This is a genomic window from Mesorhizobium sp. M0174 (assembly GCF_040322275.1).
GTDB lineage: Bacteria > Pseudomonadota > Alphaproteobacteria > Rhizobiales > Rhizobiaceae > Mesorhizobium.
The window spans coordinates 42,769-61,017 of sequence record NZ_JAMYTB010000007.1; the positions used below are offsets into that span (position 1 = coordinate 42,769).

An 18,249-nucleotide genomic window follows, 5' to 3' on the forward strand; every position below is an offset into this window, starting at 1 on the left:
GCGTGATGCGCCTGAGATAGGCACCACCCACTCCCGGATCAAGGCGGCGCAGATCAGGCCGGCCCGGATCATCGCGGCCCGTATCAAGCGCCCAGGCACCAGGCCAGGACCGCCTTCTGGGCATGGAGCCGGTTCTCGGCCTCATCGAACACCACAGAATGCGGTCCGTCGATGACCTCGTCGGTAACCTCCTCACCGCGATGTGCCGGCAGACAGTGCATGAACAGCGCGTCCGGCTTGGCTTTCGCCATCAGTGCCGCATTGACCTGATAGGGCAGGAAGACATTGTGGCCGCGGGCACGGTGCTCCTGGCCCATTGACACCCAGCAGTCGGTGACGATGCAGTCGGCCTCGTGAACGGCCTCCTCGGGCGAGCGGGTGAATTTCAGCTTGCCGCCATTGGCTTTCGACCAGTCGACATGCTTCTGAGCCGGTTCGCTGCCCTCGGGCACGGCGACGTTCAGCTTGAAATGGAACCGCGCAGATGCCTCCAGGAGCGAATGCAGCACGTTGTTGCCGTCGCCGGTCCAGGCGATCGTCTTGCCGGCCACCGGACCGCGGTGCTCTTCGAAGGTCATGATGTCGGCCATCAGCTGGCAGGGATGGGTCTCGTCGGTCAGCCCGTTGATGACGGGGACCGTAGCGTTTTCCGTCAGTTCCAGCAGCCGGTCATGCGAGGTGGTGCGGATCATGATGGCATCGACATAGCGCGACAGCACCTTGGCCGTGTCGGCAATGGTCTCCGAGCGGCCAAGCTGCATCTCGGTGCCGGTCAGCATGATCGTCTCGCCACCCAACTGCCGCATGCCGACGTCGAACGATACGCGCGTGCGCGTCGACGGCTTGTCGAAGATCATCGCCAGCACCTTGCCTTCGAGCGGCTTGCTGCGTTCTCCGGCCTTGAGCCTTGCCTTTCGCACAGCTGCGTCGTCGAGCATGAAGCGCAGATCGCCTTCGGAAACGGCAGAAAGATCGGTAAAATGGCGAAGGGACATCAGGAATTCCAGGATTACTTCGCAGCGGCAGCGACGATGGCATCCGCCAGGCTCTTGGCGCCGGCACGAATGCGCTCGAGCGCCTCGTGGATCTCGGCGTCGGTGACGGTGAGAGGCGGCAGCAGGCGGATAACGTTGTCGCCGGCCGGAACCGTCAAGAGATGCTGGTCACGCAGTGCCACCGTGACCTTGGTGTTGGGCATCGCGCATTTAAGCCCAAGCATCAGGCCGGTGCCCCTGATGCTTTCGATAACATCCGGAAATTCGTCGGCGACACCGGCAAGCCCCTGCTTCAACAGCAGCGCCTTGCGCCGGACGTCCTCGAGAAAGCCGTCTTCCAGCACCACGTCGAGCACGGCGTTGCCGACCGCCATCGCCAGCGGATTGCCGCCGAAGGTGGTGCCGTGCACGCCGGCGGTCATGCCGACCGCCGCCTCGTCGGTGGCGAGGCAGGCACCCATCGGGAAGCCGCCGCCGATGCCCTTGGCCACCGCCATCAGGTCGGGGGTGACGCCCGCCCATTCATGCGCGAACAGCTTTCCGGTGCGGCCGACGCCGCATTGGACCTCGTCGAAAATCAGAAGCAGTCCGTGCTGATCGCAGAGCTGCCTGAGCCGCTTCAGCGATTGCGTCGGCACTTGCCTGATGCCGCCCTCGCCTTGCACCGGCTCGATCAGGATCGCCGCGGTTTCAGGTGTGATCGCCTTTTCGGCGGCATCCACATCGTCGAAGCCGACCTGGTCGAAGCCGTCGACCTTGGGGCCGAAACCTTCCAGGTATTTGTACTGGCCCCCGGCGGCGATGGTCGCCAGGGTACGGCCGTGGAAGGCGCCTTCGAAGGTGATTGTGCGGTATCGCTCGGGATGGCCCTTGACGAAGTGGTAGCGCCGTGCCGTCTTGATGGCGCATTCGAGCGCCTCTGCGCCGGAATTGGTGAAGAACACCTTGTCGGCGAAGCTGGCGTCGGCCAGCCGCTCGCCGAGCCGGCTCTGTCCCGGAATCTCGTACAGATTGGAGACGTGCCAGAGCTTGGCGGCCTGCTCGGTGAGGGCCGCGACCAGATGCGGATGGCTGTAGCCCAATGAATTGACGGCGATCCCGCCGGCGAAATCGAGATATCGCTCGCCCTTATCGGTGACCAGCCAGGTGCCTTCACCGTGGTCGAAAGCCAGGGGTGCGCGAACAAAGGTCTCGAAAAGCGCCGAACCGCTCATTATATGCGTCTCCGGAACCGGAAAAATCAAAAAGCCGCCAAAGCGGCGGCCCTTGTGGCTTATCGTGTTTTTCGGCCGTGAAGTCAACGAAAAGGTCGCGCAAGGACGTGCGGCAAGCCCTCCAGCATAACGCCGGCTCATAAGCGACCGGGCAAGTTGGGGAAAACCGAAAAAACCGATTCGTGTTGGCCTTGGGACTCTTGTCACCGAGTCAGCGCATAAGGTAATTGTAGTAGAGAAATAACTAGATTTCGTGCGGCGGACCTAATCACCCGATATATGTGGTGTCTGCCCGGCAGAAGCCGGGTCGGGAATGGATTCCGATTGCCGCACGTTTCAGCAGGAGCGCGGTCTCATGAACTGGACTGACGAGCGAGTCGAACTTCTCAGAAAATTGTGGTCGGAGGGCCTCAGCGCCAGCCAGATCGCCGCACAGCTTGGCGGGGTCAGCCGCAATGCCGTCATCGGCAAAGTGCACCGGCTGAAACTGTCCGGTCGCGGACGCACGACCGCCTCACCGGCACGCCAGAAGAAGACGGTACAGGGATCGACGATCCAGAAATCGGTGTCCCGGGCAGCAAGCGCCACGCGCCATGCCACCACGTCGATGTCGATCGGTGCGACCGCGCTCAAGGCGCAGTTCGATGCCGAACCGGTAGCGCGCCACTATATCCGCCCGGTCGAGAACGTCGTCGTGCCAATCTCGCGGCATCTGCAACTCGTCGAGCTGAACGAGCGCACCTGCAAATGGCCGAATGGCGATCCGCTCTCGGAAGATTTCCATTTCTGCGGCAACGACGCCGCCGAAACCGGCCCTTACTGCAAGTACCACGCCCGCGTGGCGTTTCAGCCAGCATCGGAGCGGCGGCGGCATAGATAGGCGATAGGCAGTGGGGAGTAGGCAGTAGGCAGTAGGGGAAGATAGCGCTTCACAAGGATCGTTTCGCCAACAACCCACTTCCGTATTGCCTATTCCCTACTGGCTACTGCCTATTCCCTTACCCTTACAGCCACCCATTCTTGCGAAACCGCCAGTAAAGAAACGTGCAGATCAGGGCAATTGCCGCCAGGACGGCCGGGTAGCCATATTCCATCCTCAGTTCCGGCATGTCGCTGAAATTCATGCCGTAAATGCCGGCGAATGCCGTGGGCACGGCCAAGATGGCCGCCCATGAGGCAAGCTTCTTGGAAATCGCCGTCTCCTGGCTTTGACCGACCAGAAGGCTCGCCTCGAAGGCGAAAGCGAGAACCTCACGCAGGCTGTCGATCTTTTCCTGGACAGTGCGGATATGGTCGGTGACGTCGCGAAACAGCGGATGCATGGCTGTGTGGATTTGCGGCAGATCGGCGCTGGTCAGCCGCCGGCAGACCTCCACCAGCGGCAGAGCAGCGTTGCGCAGGCGCAAGAGATCGCGGCGCAGCATGTAAAGCCGCTCGATATCGGAGCCGGTCATCGGTTTCAGCAGAACCTTGTCCTCGATCGCCTCGACCTCGTTTTCGATCTGCTCGAGCACGGGCATGTAGTTGTCGACGATGAAATCGAGAATGGCGTAGAGGACGAAATCCTCGCCCTTGGCGAGGGAATGCGGACAGCTTTCCCAGTGCTGGCGAACGGCGGCGTAGGAGGTCGACGGGCCATGCCTGACGCTGACGATATAGCCGGCGCCGACGAACAGATGCGTCTCGCCGAAGGTGACACGGCTGTCGATCAACTGCGCCGTGCGGGCAACGATGAACAGGGCATCGCCATATTGCTCGATCTTCGGCCGTTGGTGCGGATGCTCGGCGTCCTCGTCGCCAGCTCATGCAGATGAAATTGCGCCTGGACGCGCAGTAACAAATTGCGGTCGGGCTCCAGCAGTCCGATCCAGACCACGTGGCCCGGCTTCCCGGCCCATTCGCCGGCTTCCTCGATCGGAATGTCGGCGATGCGCCGCCCAGCCGTATAGACGCCGCAAGCGATTATACCCGACATCGGCGGCGCAGGAGCAAACTCGCGGACATATTCCATCGCAGCCTCCTGGAGGCGGGGCCTTCATCGCGGAACTGAGAAGTCAGCGCGTCGAAAGCTTAGCGCAATTTTCTGTCAGGTGGCGAATCCGAAATTCGCATTAGTATCGAGAGACACTCATTTCGCTGGTTGCGTTGCGGGAAGAATAATCTTGTCCGTCTTGTCGCCCTTCGGACGATCGGCCGGCATCTGGTCGCCGGTGACGATATAGTAGATCGTCTCGGCGATGTTGGTGGCGTGGTCGCCGATGCGCTCGATGTTCTTGGCGCAAAACAGGAGATGCGTGCAGGGCGTGATGTTGCGTGGGTCTTCCATCATGTAAGTCAGCAACTCGCGAAACAGCGAGGTGTACATGGCATCGATCTGGTCGTCGCGGTCGCGCACGAAACCGATTTTTTCCACTGACCGCGATGCGTAGACGTCGAGTACTTCCTTGAGCTGTGTCAGCGCCAGATTAGCCAAAGCCTCGAGGCCGCGGAACAGGCTGCTCGGCTGGCGCCCATCAGCGACAGCAACCACTCGCTTGGCGACGTTCTTGCCGAGGTCGCCTACCCGTTCGAGGTCCGCCGAGATGCGGATCGCACCGACGATCTCGCGCAGATCCGTCGCCATCGGCTGGCGCTTGGCGATGATGATGATCGCCTTATCGTCGATCTCGCGCTGCCCCTCATCCAGAACCAGGTCGTCTCGAATGACTTTCTGGGCAAGTCCCGGATCCGCATTGACCAGTGCCGCGACGGCCTGCTCGACCATGCGCTCGGCATGCCCGCCCATCGCCGCGATGCGCTTCGACAGATATTTCAGCTCCTCGTCATAGGCGCTGACGATGTGCACGGACTGCATGGACCAAATGCCTTCCCGGGATCTTGTGGTTGAGTCGCTCCTCGAATCCCCGCTAATACGCTAGCCGGATGACAGAAAAAAGAAACGGCCCATCATGGGCTAGAGATAGTACTGCGTCAGCGAGCCGGCAAATGGACGGTGAACGCCGCACCCTTGCCGACTTCCGACCAGATGGAGAGCCTGGCGTTGTGCCGGGTCAGGATATGCTTGACGATGGACAGGCCAAGGCCGGTGCCCTTCTGGGTCCGGCTGTTCTCGACGTCGACGCGGTAGAAGCGCTCGGTGATGCGCGGGATGTGTTCTTCGGGAATGCCGGGGCCGAAATCCCTGATAGTGACGTCGATCCCCGGTTCGGTATCGCTGTCGCTGCGCGTGATCGACACCACGACGCGTCCGCCCGACTGACCATATTTGCAGGCGTTTTCCAGCAGGTTTTCGAAGACCTGGAAAAGCTCGTCCCGATCGCCGGGCACGGCGAGCGGCCCTTCCGCGAAATCACGCTCGATGACGACGCCGTTTTCCTTGGCGAGCGGCCCAAGCGAATCGATGACGCTGTCGATGGCCTGGCGCAGATCGACCTCGGTTCCCAGCTTGAGATAGGGCTTCATCTCCAGCCGTGACAGCGACAGAAGGTCGTCGATGAGGCGCGCCATGCGGCTGGTCTGGTTCTGCATGATCTGCAGGAACTGCTCGCGTGCCGCAGGGTCGTTGCGGGCCGGCCCGCGCAGCGTCTCGATGAAGCCGGCAATCGAGGCGAGAGGCGTGCGTAGCTCGTGGCTGGCATTGGCAATGAAGTCGGCGCGCATTCTGTCGATCCGGCGCGCTTCGCTCTGGTCCTTGAACACCAGCACGTAGAGATCCGTGGCGTGACCCACAGAAGACGCGCTCACCCGATAGGCTCGTTCGACCGGCAGCCTTTCAACATAGTCGACGCTGTCCGAGGCGACGTTGCCTGCCAAGATATTATCCAGCAAGGACTGCATTTCCGGCGCGCGGAATTTCAGCGACAGCGACATGCCGGGGGCAATCCCGCCAAAGGCTGCAAAGGCGGCGGCGTTGGCATGGACGATGGCGGCGGAACGATCGAAAATGATCAGCGGATCGGCAACCGCTGCCGCGAGATATTCGCCGGAAAGTTGTTGCAAGCCGCTCGCCTCGACGGCCGCGGCATTTTCGGTCGATTGACGGGCGACGCCGGCCGGCAGTATTGCCGCGGCAACCAGCACGGCGCCTGCCAGCAGCACCACATAGCCAGACATGCCGGCAAAACCATAAACGATCAGAACCGCAACGAAGCCGGCCGCTAGCAGCCAGCGGCTGTTCCACAGCCGCATGGCGACGGCTTGCGCCCTGCCTTTCCGCTCTGTGCCGATATCGGCCATTTGCGCTCCGTCGCCTGCGCTCCGTGTGCGGCCAACGCTCAATAACTTCCTGCTGGACCGACGCTAGAGCGCCGTGCGTCCAATTGGGCGCACAAAGGACGCTCTACCGCATTATCTGCTGCATCGTTCTTTCCGAAAATCGATTCCGATTTTCGGGCCGATGCCGTAAGGCTTCCAATAGCATGAGTCCGGAGGCTGGAAAGGTTCGTCTCGATGAAAAACGCCAAAGAAAGCCCCACTGCAGCTTCATCGGGGCCGCTGAAGATCATGATCTACGGCAAGGAGCGGGAGTTCGACATCGAGGCTCCGACGCTTCCCGACTGGATCGAGGACCGCAAGCTCACCGCCGGCGGCTACCCTTACGACAAGAAAATGAAGGGCGAGGAGTATGACGAGAGGTTAGAGAAGCTGCAGATCGAGCTGGTCAAGGCGCAGGCGTGGCTGCAGTCGACAGGCAAGCGGGTAATGTCGCTGTTTGAGGGGCGCGACGCTGCCGGCAAGGGCGGCACGATCTTCGTTTTGCGCCAGTATCTGAACCCTCGCACGGCGCGCAACGTGGCGCTGACCAAGCCAACACCCACCGAGCTTGGACAATGGTACTTCCAGCGTTACGTCGACCACTTCCCGACGTCGGGCGAATTCGTCACCTTCGACCGCTCCTGGTACAACCGCGCCGGTGTTGAACCGGTGATGGGATTCTGCACGCCCGAGCAGCACGAGCAATTTCTGGACGAGGTTCCGCATTTCGAGCGGATGATCCGCAACGAAGGCATCCATTTCTTCAAATTCTGGCTGAACATCGGCCGGGAAACACAGCTCGAGCGGTTCCACGACCGTCGCTGGAGCCCGCTGAAGAGCTGGAAGTTTTCGCCGATCGACATCGCCGGCATCACCAAATGGGACGACTACACCAAGGCGCGCGACCTGATGGTGGAACGCACGCACAAGGAGTTCGCGCCCTGGATCATTGTGCGGGCGAACGACAAGCGGCGCGCGCGGCTGGCCGTCATGCAGCGCATTCTCCTGTCGCTTCCCTATGACGGCCGCGATCTCGACGTCATCGGTAAGGTGGACAAGAAGATCATCGGCGAAGGGCCGACTTTCCTCGAAAAATAAGCTCACCTCATCGATACGCGGCTGTCATGCCGCCAGCCGGGCAATCCGCTGCAGTCGCTTCAGCGTAGTGTCGTCCTGCAGCGCCTGCTGGAAAAGGGAGATCTCCTGGTCGATGCGGTCGCAGAGCGCGCCGGTGTCGCCCCTAAGCAGGTCGCGCGTCTGCTGCAGCGCCGCGACAGGCTTCTTGGCGAGTTGCCTGGCTCTTGCCAACGTGGCTTCCTCGACGCTGGCGTCCGTCACGATCTCGCCGACAAGGCCCAGTGCCCTGGCATCTTCGGCGGCGAGCGTGTCGCCCAGGCAGAAGAAGCGGAACGCCCCGGCATAGCCGAGCTTCTGCGGCGCCAGGATGCTGGTCGCCGCGTCCGGCACCAGGCCGAAATCGACGAACGGCACCCGAAACGTGCTCTTGCTCGAGGCGATCACCATGTCGCAGTGGAACAGGATGGTGCAGCCGACGCCGACGGCGTCGCCGTCGACACAGGCAAGGACCGGTTTCGGGAATGTCGCCAGCGTGCGAAACATATCGGTAACGGCGTCGATCAGTCGCCGATGTTTGGTGGCGTCGAGAAATTCGGAGAAATCGGCGCCGAGGCAGAAGCACCCGGCCAGACCGCGCAGGACCACGACGCGGACGTCGTCGTCGGCAGCGGCTTCATGGAATGTCCTGGCCAGGCTTTCATAGGCCAGCCTGTCCAGCACCGGGCGGCCGTCACCCGACGATACCGTGACGATCAGCGTGTGATTGCGGAATTCTGCTTTTGAATGAACATTCATGGCCTCTCTCCAATCTCACGAGGCGCGTCTCTGTCCGAGCATGTCCGGGTACCCTCTGGCCAGCACCGGCGCAAAGTGGTTGCGGCGCGAACGCACCACGTCGAGCGTGTGCTCGTTGAAGGTGAGCAGTGTGGCAACCACCTGCTGGTTGCCATAGGTACGCTGGTAACCGAGCGGCGTTGCCAGGAAATGCAGCTGCAGCGCGCGAAGCACCCACATCGGCTCGAATTCGATGATAACCTGGTTGACGTTGCGCTTCAGACCCCACTCGACGAAGCCGGCGATCAGCTCCGTGCCGACCGTCGACACGCCGCGCCGGCCGTCGCGGAACCCCGGTGCAACCGCATAGCGGGTCAGTTCATAGACATTCGGGCCCGACGGTGGGGTTCCCTCATAAAGGTCCGCCAGCACATCGGTTAGAAGATGTGCCCGAGTCGTCGGCAACATCCGCTGGTAACCGGCGAGCTCGCCATTGCGGATGACGATCTGGTGCACTGCCTCGTCGTGGTCGAATTGATCGATCTCGAGGCCGTCGGGGCGCTGCAGATCGGTCCATCCCATCTCTTCGACGAAAACTCTGTAACGCAAACGATGAACTGCCTCCCAGAGGTCGGGCCGTTCCATCAATTCCTGGGTCGTGAGGGAAAAAAGCATTTGCCGTCTCCTAGTTTCAATAGGAAGATACGGCCGTGCTTCCCCGAAAAAATTACGCGATCGCGTAGGCAAGAATTTCTAGGCCGGCGCGGCCGACCTAGTTAATATAGCCGCGCCTTATCGCTTCCGCGACGGCCTGGACCCGGTTGACGGCACCGAGTTTGCTTTTGGCGTTAAGAAGGTGTTTCTCTGACGTGTGTTCAGAAATGCCGAGAATTTGTGAAATCTCCCATTCGGACTTCCCAACGGCGGCCCATTGCAAGCATTCGCGCTCACGCGGCGTCAATTCGACATGGTCGATGGTTTTGCCCGCCATAGTGTGGAGCTGCATGGCGCGGCCAATCGCATAAGTCGAGACCAGCGACACAAGCCCGAATTCGGCGCCCGACAATTCGACAGCCTCGCCGCCTAGCGACACCATGACGATCTGGCCATCGAGCGTGATCAGCGGGAAGGCCAATCCGTCGCGCAGCTTGAATTCACCGGCGTCACCCATGACATCGCCGCCGCTCTTGCCGATACGGATGCCCTGAGACGCTTCCCGCCACTGGAATGGCGCTTGAAGCTGCTTCATGTGACTGACGACTGGGTCGTGATCGACATAGTTGCGCGCAACGTAGCGCTCAAGCCATTCGGCCGGCCAGTCGCAAAGCAACACATGGTCCTTTTGCCGATTTCTCGGCGTGCCGGGTTGCGGAACCGTCCCGGCCATCAGCGCCGTCAGCCCGAACCCGCTTGTTACCCCCAGCAGCTTTGCGCAGACGGCGGCCGCTGTACCGGCGTGCTGCAACTGATCTATCAACTCCAGGGTACGATCGAAATGACCCATCGCAACATCTACCCCATGTTGCCTTCCGCTCTTGAGGCCAATGGCAGTGATCAACCCGCACCACGCCATCAACCCCGGACTGCAAAGCTGCTCCCTTTGTGCGCCCTACCGCTCCTCTTCAGCCGGCATCACACAGTCATTTGCAAACTCACTAAACAATATCCCTAAATCGTCACGATGAAACCAAAAACCGTTGTGCATGCGTTATTTTCGTACAAAAAACTGTGTTACTTCGTACTAAAGTCGGGCAAGATCGGACGGAGTCGTCGCGTGGCGTTTCGGCGCATATCCATTTCATTGATTTCGATATTGATCGGAGCGCAATCGCTTGCGGCTGATGCGCTCGCCGCGGAGCCGCAGGTGCCGGTGTTTTGGGACGCCAAGGAGCGGCTGCCAAAGCCGGACCTTTCGATGCTGCCGCGGCTGCGATTCCTGACCACCACGGATTTCCCGCCGTTCAATTTCCTCGATGGGGCAGGCCGGCTGTCGGGCTTCCATGTCGACCTGGCGCGCGCCATCTGCGCCGAGCTCGGCATTGCCGAAAAATGCCAGATCCAGGCGCTGCCCTGGGCCGAGCTCGAAGGTGCGCTCGGGAAAGGCGAAGGCGAAGCGATCATTGCCGGCATCGCCGCGAGGCCGGAGTCGCGGTCGAAATACGCATTCTCACGCCCCTACCTGCAATTTCCGGCACGCTTCATCATGCTGAAGACACAGGCGCTGACCGAACCAATGTTCGACAGGCTGCGCAGCAAACGTGTCGGCGTGATAGCCGATTCCGCGCATGAGCGGATGCTGCGCACTTATTTCGGCGACGTCCAAATCGTCCCCTTCGCAAAGCCGGAGGAGCTTTATGGCAGGCTGAAAGCCGGCAAGATCGACGCCGCCTTCGGCGACGGCATGCGTTTCGCCTTCTGGCTCGGCGGCTCCGATGCGGCTGGCTGTTGCCGCTTTGCCGGCGGCCCCTATCTGGCGCCCGAATACCTTGGCTCGGGCATGGCGATCGCCACCAGGGCCGACGATCCGGCACTGGCGGCCGCATTCGACTACGCGCTGCAGGAAATTTCGGTGAAAGGTACGTTCGCCGAGTTCTATCTTCGCTATTTTCCGGTCAGCTTTTTCTGACTGCCGGCTCAGGTCAGCGTGCGAAGGCGCGCCTTGGCGGCTCGCGCGATGGCGGCGACCGTCAGCGCATCGAGATCGAGTTCCCGGCGGACGAGCTGCAGCACGCGCACCTCCTCCAGGCGCATTTCGAGATCGACGGCCGCAACCTCGAAGGCGGCGGCATAGGCAGTGTCACGCAAGCGTTCCGGAAGCGCCTCGGCGACACGCGCCAGGACGCCCTCCAGCCCGTCCTTCTCCTGCAGCATTTCCTGGCAGGCCTGAGCGACATCGACCAGCCGCTCCTGATTGAAATCCTCAAACACCGGCCAGGATCGAACGACGTCGCCGATCCGCGCCAGTTCGATGTCGGTCATGTCGCGGTCCGACGCCGAAGTGATGACCATCAGGTAGATCATGGCTTCGTGTGGCGACAATGGCATTTACAACTCCTTGAGATGGGTCCCGAAGTTAGGAACGAGAGACCAGCGCCGCAAGGAAAAACAGCCGCCATCGTTGGCGCTCCGGTCACGCCTTGGAACTTGATCCATCCCGACTAAATTGGGACGGGAGCTCTTAATCTTCTTGCCTGATCGCGGTCCTGCCCTGAAACCGGGTTCCACTTTTCGGGATCATGGTCTAGAGCATGCGGCTGCCGGCATGGATGCCGGCAAGTTGCAGGAATAGCATCATGGTCGAACAACAGCCGATCGATCTCAGCCCGGAAGTCCTTACCGCCGCCGCCGAAAGCAAGGCGTGGCCATTCGAGGAAGCGAAAAAGATCGTCGCTCGCTACGCGATCGGTGGCTACCCGGAAACGGTGCTGTTTGAGACCGGCTACGGCCCGTCCGGCCTGCCGCATATCGGCACCTTCGGCGAGGTGGCGCGCACATCTATGGTGCGCCACGCCTTCCGCGTGCTGACTGAAGACAAGGTCAAGACGCGACTGCTGTGCTTCTCCGACGACATGGACGGATTGCGCAAGGTGCCGGACAATGTGCCTAACAAGGACATGCTGCGCGCCTATCTCGGCAAGCCGCTGACCAGGATACCGGACCCTTTCTCCAATGAGTATCCGTCGTTCGGCGTCGCCAATAACGCACGGCTGCGCGCTTTCCTCGACCGTTTCGGCTTCGATTACGAATTCGCTTCCTCGACCGACTATTATACTTCCGGCCGCTTCGACGCGACGCTGCTCAAGATGCTCGAGCGCTTTGATAAGGTGATGGCAATTATGCTGCCGTCGCTGCGCGAGGAACGGGCGCTGAGTTATTCGCCCTTCCTGCCGATCCATCCCAAAACCGGGATCGTCATGCAAGTCGCGATCGACGAGCGCAAGCTCGACGCCGGCACCATAGTGTGGCGCGATCCGGACACCGGCGAGCGCTTCGAGACGCCGGTGACCGGCGGTCATGCCAAGCTGCAATGGAAGCCCGATTGGGCGATGCGCTGGGCAGCACTCGGCGTCGATTACGAGATGTCCGGCAAGGATCTGATCGATTCCGTCAAGCTCGCCGGGCAGATTTGCCGCGCGCTCGATGCTCCGGCGCCGGAGGGCTTCAATTATGAGCTGTTCCTCGATGAGCACGGCCAGAAGATCTCGAAGTCGAAGGGCAATGGGCTAACCATCGACGAGTGGCTAACTTACGCGCCGACCGAGAGTCTTAGCCTTTATATGTTCCAGCGCCCGCGAACCGCGAAGAAGCTTTATTTCGACGTTATCCCGAAGGCAGTGGACGAGTATTATACGTTCCTCTCTGCCTATCAGAGGCAGGACTGGAAGGAGCGGCTGGGCAATCCGGTCTGGCACATGCATGACGGCAATCCCCCGGCAGTCGACCTGCCGGTTCCGTTCTCGCTGCTGCTCAACCTGGTCAGCGCCTCGAATGCGCAGAACAGGGACGTGCTGTGGGGTTTCATTTCGCGCCACGCGCCGGGTGTGACGCCGACGACCCATCCCGAGCTCGACCGGCTGGCCGAATATGCCATCCGCTATTTCGACGATTTCGTGAAGCCGGCGAAAGTGTACCGTGCTGCCGACGCGGTCGAGCGCGAGGCGCTGACCAAGCTTTCGGAAGCGCTCGCCGCGCTGCCGGCTAATGCCGACAGCGAGGCGATCCAGAACGCTGCCCTCAATGTTGCGCGCAAGATCGAGCGCTACCAGGATCATTCCAAGCAGAGCCCGGAGGGCGGACCCGGTGTCTCCGTCGCCTTCTTCCAGATGATCTATCAGGTGCTGATAGGTCAGGAACGCGGGCCGCGCTTCGGCTCCTTCGCCGCGCTCTACGGCATCGCCGAAACGCGTGAGCTCATTCAGCGGGCGCTGGCTGGTCAGCTGGCGGCATGAGGGCGCCGTCCTGCTCCTCCAGGATCGAGCTAGGCGCTACAGGCGCGGATCGCGACGCAGCAGCCGGGAGCGGCGGCAGGCCTGAAACGCTCGGCGCCGGCCCGAAGACGCCTTTTTTTGCTGCACGCGCCTTCTCGCCGGCTTCTACATAAGGGCCGCCCTTGGCGGCGCGCGCCCAGCCATTTTCGACCAGCCATTGGCCGATATCCTGATTGCCGATCCGGCACTCGGCGGCGATCAGATCACGACCGCCTTCGGGCGGCACGGCACAGATCACAGCACGACTGCGGAGAAAGGCGCGGAAGGCCGTTCGCGCCCGAATGCCGCAATTCCAGGACTCGCCGCCGTCGGTGCAAGTCTCCTCCTGCTTGACGATGTCGATACCGGAAACCGCAATCGAATAGCCCTTTGCTTCGATGACCCCGGCGGCCGAGGCGACGGGCTGGAATAGTTTCGTGCCTTTCCAGTCGTCGGGCATTTTCGTTTTTGGCGGCTTGGGCGGTCCGGCCAATGCCAGATCGCTCAACGGGGCGCGCGGCTCTATCCGTTCAAGCTCGTTGGAACCGAGCTGCGGCGGCACCACGATTTCTGGATCGATTGCCCTCGAATGCGCCGCCTGCTTGGCCGGCACTGGTTTCGGGATGGCCGACGTAGCCGGCGCGGCGGGCTGCGGTTCAGCGCCGACCTGGATTTGTTCCCAGGGGCCGCCGCTTTCGCTCTGGACGGCGCGGCCGCCGGCGACAATTGCCGTGGCCATCGCCGGGATCGCCAGAACAGCCAAGGCAAGGTGAGGCAGACGCACCGGCCCCGCGCCTACTGGCTTGCCCAGACAATCCGCGCCACCCATTCGACATCGCGCATGGGGATGTCGCGGTCCGGGTGATCGGGATTGAGGGAGACCAGCGCGATCGACTTCGGTGTCTGGCGGTCGAGCACCTTGGCCATCACCTCGCCGGCATTGGTCTTGACGACGACGCGATCGCCCTTTCGTATGGTAGCTCCCGGCTCGACGATGAGGACATCGCCATTGCGGTAGAGCGGCAGCATGGAATCGCCCTGGACCTTCAACGCATAGGAGCTTTCGGTTGCCCGTGCCGGCAATTCGATCAGGTCCCATCCCTGCCCCGCCGGAAACCCGGCATCGTCGAAGAAGCCACCGGCGCCCGCCTGGGCGAAGCCAAGCAGCGGCACCGACGATTTCTGCACGGGCAGTGCGCCGGAATTACCCCGGCCTTCGACCAGTCCTGCAAATTCATCCAGCGAGGCGCCGGTCGCCTCGATGATCTTAGCCAGCGATTCGGTAGACGGCCAGCGCGGCCGCCCATCTGAGGACAGCCGCTTCGATTTGTTGAAGGCGGTCGAGTCGAGCCCAGCGCGCCTGGCCAGTCCGGAGGCCGAAAGCGAATAACGCTCGGCAAGAGCGTCGATGGCGGCCCAAACGCGGTCGTGCGAGAGCACCTTGCTCTCCTTCGAAACAGGAAAAAATACCTTCGCTGTTCTACCCCTTGGCCGCCATCTTGTCCACCGCCGGAGACGGCGTCAGGCCGCCTCCTTGGCCTCGTTCCTGGTATAGGGATCGAAGCGCTCGTAGAAGGTCTCGCCCTTCTCGGCCATCTCGAGCAGCAGCTTCGGCGCCTTGAACTCGGCGCCGTATTTCTTCTGCAGGCGCTTGGCGAGTTTGACGAATTTCTTCGCGCCGATGCCGTCGATGTAGGACAGTGCACCGCCTGTATAGGGTGCGAAGCCGAAGGCCAGGATCGAGCCGACATCGGCCTCGCGTGGGTCGGTAACGATGCCCTCTTCCATGACCCGTACCGCCTCAAGCGCGATGGTGACCAGCAGCCGCTGCTTCAGTTCCTCATAGTCGACCTGCTCCGGCGACAGCTGCGGGTAGAGGTTCCTGAGGCCTGGCCAAAGCTTCTTCTTTGCCGGTTTTGCCGGATAGTCATAGAAGCCCTTGCTGTTCTTACGGCCCAAGCGACCATGCGTGTCGACCATCGTGTTGATCAGCGCCATCTGCTTCGGATCGACCGCCTTGTCGCCGAGGTCGCGCGTGGTCTGCTTCATGATCTTCTGGGCAAGGTCGATCGCCGTCTCGTCGGTCAACGCTAGAGGACCGACCGGCATGCCAGCGGCTTTCGCCGCATTCTCGATCATCGGCGCCGGAACACCTTCGATCAGCATCTTGTAGGCTTCCGACATGTAGCGCAGTACGCAGCGATTGACGTAAAAACCGCGCGTATCGTTGACGACGATCGGCGTCTTCTTGATGGCGCGGACAAAGTCGATCGCGGTGGCCAGCGCCTTGTCGCCGGTTTTCTTGCCGAGGATGATCTCGACCAACATCATCTTGTCGACCGGCGAGAAGAAGTGGATGCCGATGAAATTCTTCGGCCGCGCCGAATTCCTGGCCAGCGATGTAATCGGTATGGTCGACGTATTCGAGGCGAAGATCGCCGACGGCTTGAGTACAGCCTCGGCCTGTTCGGTGGCATCCTTCTTGACGGCCGAGTCCTCGAACACCGCCTCGACCACAAGATCGCAGCCGGCAAGATCCGCGTAATCGGCCGTTGGCGTAATCAGCGACAGCAATCGATCCTTGTCCTCCGACTTGGCACGGCCCTTCTTCACCTGATCCGAGATCAGGGTCTCGGAATGCGCCTTGCCCTTGGCGGCGGACTCCATGTCGCGGTCGAGCAGCACCACCGGAATGCCGGCCTTGGCCGTTACATAGGCGATCCCGGCGCCCATGAAGCCGGCGCCGAGCACGCCGATCTTCTTGAACGTCGTTTCCGGCACACCAGCTGGGCGGCGAGCGCCCTTGTTCAGTTCCTGCAGCGAGACGAACAATGAGCGGATCATCGCCGCCGCTTCCCTGGTCTGCATGATCTCGGTGAAGTAGCGTTGCTCGATCCGCAAGGCGGTATCGAACGGCACCAGCAGGCCCTCGTAGACGCATTTCAGGATGGCGGCGGCAGCGGGATAATTGCCAAAGGTCTCGCGGCGCAGAATGGCGATGGCCGGCGGCCACAGATTGGCACCTGCCACCGAATAGATCGGAGCGCCGGGCAGCTTGAAGCCCTTTTCATCCCATGGCGCCACCGGTTTCAAGCCGTTCTTGATCATCGCCTTGGCAGTTTCGACCAGCTTGTCCGCCTCGGCAATCTCATGGATCAAGCCCATTGACTTGGCCTTCTGCGGCGACAGCGTCTGGCCGGACGTCAGCATTTGCAGCGCCTGCTGCTGGTCGGTCAGCCGTGGCACGCGCTGGGTGCCGCCGGCACCTGGAAAAATGCCGATCTTCACTTCCGGAAGCGCCATCCTCACCTGGTCGGAATCGGCCGCGACACGGCCATGGCAGGCGAGCGACAATTCGAACGCGCCGCCCATGCAGGTGCCGTTGATCGCCGAAACCCACGGCTTGCCCGAGGTTTCCAGTTTACGGAACAGGCCATTCATAGCGCCCGCCTTGTCGAACAGCGCCTTGGTCGCCTTCTCCGGGTCCTTCGCTTTGTCGGCGGCGAAGGTCGCCAGCATCTTCTGCAGCATGGTGATGTCGGCGCCGCCCGAGAACGTATCCTTGCCGGAGGTGATCACCGCGCCCTTTATCACTGCATCGCTTGCCACTTTGTCGACGATGGCGTTCAGTTCGCGCATCACCTCCTCGGTGAAGACGTTCATCGAACGGTCCGGCATGTTCCAGGTGACCAGCGCAATGCCGTCGGCGTCGATGTCGAGGGTGAAATTGGTGTAGCTCATCATCTCTCTCCGTCAGACGCGTTCGATAATCGTTGCAGTGCCCATGCCGGCGCCGATGCAAAGCGTCACCAGCGCGGTGTTGAGATCACGGCGTTCCAATTCGTCCAGCACCGTACCGAAGATCATCGCACCGGTGGCGCCGAGCGGATGGCCCATGGCGATGGCCCCCCCATTGACGTTGATCCGGTCATGCGGAATGTCGAAAGCCTGCATGTAGCGCAGCACCACCGAAGCGAAGGCCTCGTTGAGCTCGAACAAGTCGATGTCCTGCAGCTTCATCTTCGCCCGCTTCAACAGCTTCTCGGTGACGTCGACCGGGCCGGTCAGCATCAGCACCGGTTCGGAGCCGATATTGGCGAACGCACGGATGCGCGCGCGCGGCTTGAGGCCGAGCGTCTTTCCCGCCTTTTTCGAGCCGAGCAGCACGGCCGCCGCGCCGTCGACAATGCCGGACGAATTGCCGGCATGGTGGACGTGGTTGACCTCTTCCACCTCGGGATGCTTCTGCACGGCGACGGCGTCGAAGCCGCCCATTTCGCCCGGCATGACGAAGGACGGATTGAGTGCGGCCAGCGACTGCATGTCGGTCGAGGGCCGCATGTGCTCGTCATGGTCGAGGATGGTCAGGCCGTTCTGGTCCTTGACCGAGATCACCGAATTCTTGAAGCGGCCCTCGCCCCACGCCTTGGCGGCACGCTTCTGGCTTTCGACCGCGTAGGCATCGACATCGTCGCGCGAAAATCCGTATTTGGTGGCGATCAGGTCGGCCGATATGCCTTGCGGCACGAACCAGCCGGGCAGGCCGACCGAGGGATCCATGAACCAGGCGCCGCCGGAGGCGCCCATGCCGACGCGCGACATTGATTCGACGCCACCGGCAATGACGATCTCGTCGGCGCCTTGCGCGATCTTGGCGGCGCCGAAATTGATGGCGTCGAGGCCCGAGGCGCAGAAGCGCGATATCTGCATGCCGGGCGCCTTGGTGTCGTAGCCGGCCTCGAAAGCGGCGGCACGTGGAATGACCGCACCCGCCTCGCCAACCGGATCGACGCAGCCGAAGATGATGTCGTCGACGGTGCTAGTGTCCAGCCCGTTGCGGTCGCGGATGGCCTCGAGCACCTTGGCGCCGAGCCGCACCGCCGGCACTTCGTGCAGCGAGCCATCTTTCTTGCCCCTGCCGCGCGGCGTGCGCACCGCATCATAGACATAAGCTTCGGCCATTGGTGA

Annotated in this window: 16 protein-coding genes and 1 pseudogene; 4 read left to right on the forward strand and 13 right to left on the reverse strand. The window is 61.8% G+C overall.

The window, feature by feature from the left end; all coding sequences use genetic code 11:
• Positions 1–83: 83 nt before the first annotated feature.
• Together argF and NKJ13_RS16225 are read right to left on the reverse strand one after the other, a co-directional pair.
• Positions 84–995: an ornithine carbamoyltransferase gene (gene argF, locus NKJ13_RS16220; protein WP_254816329.1), complete on the reverse strand. Its 912-nt coding sequence runs from the start codon at positions 993–995 to the stop codon at positions 84–86.
• A gap of 14 nt (positions 996–1,009) precedes the next feature.
• Positions 1,010–2,209, reverse strand: a complete 1,200-nt coding sequence (locus NKJ13_RS16225; RefSeq protein ID WP_023677349.1) for an aspartate aminotransferase family protein — start codon at positions 2,207–2,209, stop codon at positions 1,010–1,012.
• A 355-nt stretch (positions 2,210–2,564) separates the two neighbouring features.
• Here NKJ13_RS16225 and NKJ13_RS16230 point away from each other — a divergent pair, with 355 nt between their 5' ends.
• Entirely contained in the window at positions 2,565–3,089 is a 525-nt protein-coding gene (locus tag NKJ13_RS16230) for a GcrA family cell cycle regulator (protein ID WP_352475925.1), read from the forward strand.
• 124 nt (positions 3,090–3,213) lie between these two features.
• Here the strand turns inward: NKJ13_RS16230 and NKJ13_RS16235 are convergent.
• The 3 genes and pseudogenes from NKJ13_RS16235 to NKJ13_RS16245 form a co-directional block, all read right to left on the reverse strand.
• Positions 3,214–4,220, reverse strand: a pseudogene (locus NKJ13_RS16235) (magnesium and cobalt transport protein CorA).
• Positions 4,221–4,337: 117 nt separating this feature from the next.
• Complete coding sequence (phoU, locus tag NKJ13_RS16240) at positions 4,338–5,063, reverse strand: phosphate signaling complex protein PhoU (RefSeq protein ID WP_254816325.1); 726 nt, start codon at positions 5,061–5,063, stop codon at positions 4,338–4,340.
• Positions 5,064–5,179: 116 nt separating this feature from the next.
• Positions 5,180–6,445 carry a sensor histidine kinase gene (locus tag NKJ13_RS16245; RefSeq protein WP_352644327.1) on the reverse strand — a complete coding sequence of 422 codons (1,266 nt, stop codon included), beginning with the start codon at positions 6,443–6,445 and terminating at the stop codon, positions 5,180–5,182.
• A gap of 213 nt (positions 6,446–6,658) precedes the next feature.
• Between NKJ13_RS16245 and ppk2 the strand changes: the two genes are divergently transcribed.
• Positions 6,659–7,561 carry a polyphosphate kinase 2 gene (gene ppk2 / locus NKJ13_RS16250; protein WP_352506183.1) on the forward strand — a complete coding sequence of 301 codons (903 nt, stop codon included), beginning with the start codon at positions 6,659–6,661 and terminating at the stop codon, positions 7,559–7,561.
• Between the two features lie 24 nt (positions 7,562–7,585).
• Here ppk2 and NKJ13_RS16255 read toward each other — a convergent pair whose 3' ends face one another.
• The 3 genes from NKJ13_RS16255 to NKJ13_RS16265 all read right to left on the reverse strand — a co-directional run bounded on the left by NKJ13_RS16255 (position 7,586) and on the right by NKJ13_RS16265 (position 9,818).
• Positions 7,586–8,335, reverse strand: a complete 750-nt coding sequence (locus NKJ13_RS16255) for an enoyl-CoA hydratase-related protein (RefSeq protein WP_352702289.1) — start codon at positions 8,333–8,335, stop codon at positions 7,586–7,588.
• A gap of 15 nt (positions 8,336–8,350) precedes the next feature.
• Positions 8,351–8,989, reverse strand: coding sequence for an acyl-homoserine-lactone synthase (locus NKJ13_RS16260; protein WP_023677342.1), 639 nt, complete (start codon positions 8,987–8,989; stop codon positions 8,351–8,353).
• A 97-nt stretch (positions 8,990–9,086) separates the two neighbouring features.
• Positions 9,087–9,818: a helix-turn-helix transcriptional regulator gene (locus NKJ13_RS16265; RefSeq protein ID WP_352702290.1), complete on the reverse strand. Its 732-nt coding sequence runs from the start codon at positions 9,816–9,818 to the stop codon at positions 9,087–9,089.
• Positions 9,819–10,088: 270 nt separating this feature from the next.
• On the opposite strand from NKJ13_RS16265, the gene NKJ13_RS16270 reads away from it, so the two are divergent.
• On the forward strand, positions 10,089–10,940 hold the full coding sequence (locus NKJ13_RS16270; protein ID WP_352686756.1) for an ABC transporter substrate-binding protein: 852 nt from the start codon (positions 10,089–10,091) through the stop codon (positions 10,938–10,940).
• Between the two features lie 8 nt (positions 10,941–10,948).
• Here the strand turns inward: NKJ13_RS16270 and NKJ13_RS16275 are convergent, their stop codons facing one another.
• The gene (locus NKJ13_RS16275) at positions 10,949–11,359 is read right to left on the reverse strand and encodes a tellurite resistance TerB family protein (protein WP_352506179.1); all 411 of its coding nucleotides are present in this window, start codon (positions 11,357–11,359) and stop codon (positions 10,949–10,951) included.
• 248 nt (positions 11,360–11,607) lie between these two features.
• Here NKJ13_RS16275 and NKJ13_RS16280 point away from each other — a divergent pair, with 248 nt between their 5' ends.
• Positions 11,608–13,263 (forward strand): lysine--tRNA ligase, encoded by a 1,656-nt coding sequence (locus NKJ13_RS16280; protein ID WP_352777892.1) that lies wholly within the window; start codon positions 11,608–11,610, stop codon positions 13,261–13,263.
• Here the strand turns inward: NKJ13_RS16280 and NKJ13_RS16285 are convergent.
• The 4 genes from NKJ13_RS16285 to NKJ13_RS16300 form a co-directional block, all read right to left on the reverse strand.
• A complete protein-coding gene (locus tag NKJ13_RS16285) occupies positions 13,226–14,065 on the reverse strand; it encodes a thermonuclease family protein (RefSeq protein WP_352738427.1) in 840 nt (279 codons plus the stop codon). The two genes, NKJ13_RS16280 and NKJ13_RS16285, sit on opposite strands and share 38 nt — an antisense overlap.
• Before the next feature lie 11 nt (positions 14,066–14,076).
• The gene (locus NKJ13_RS16290; RefSeq protein ID WP_352506176.1) at positions 14,077–14,721 is read right to left on the reverse strand and encodes a S24 family peptidase; all 645 of its coding nucleotides are present in this window, start codon (positions 14,719–14,721) and stop codon (positions 14,077–14,079) included.
• 81 nt (positions 14,722–14,802) lie between these two features.
• Positions 14,803–17,022, reverse strand: coding sequence for a 3-hydroxyacyl-CoA dehydrogenase NAD-binding domain-containing protein (locus NKJ13_RS16295; protein ID WP_352506175.1), 2,220 nt, complete (start codon positions 17,020–17,022; stop codon positions 14,803–14,805).
• Between the two features lie 12 nt (positions 17,023–17,034).
• Complete coding sequence (locus tag NKJ13_RS16300) at positions 17,035–18,243, reverse strand: acetyl-CoA C-acetyltransferase (protein ID WP_352506174.1); 1,209 nt, start codon at positions 18,241–18,243, stop codon at positions 17,035–17,037.
• Positions 18,244–18,249: the final 6 nt, after the last annotated feature.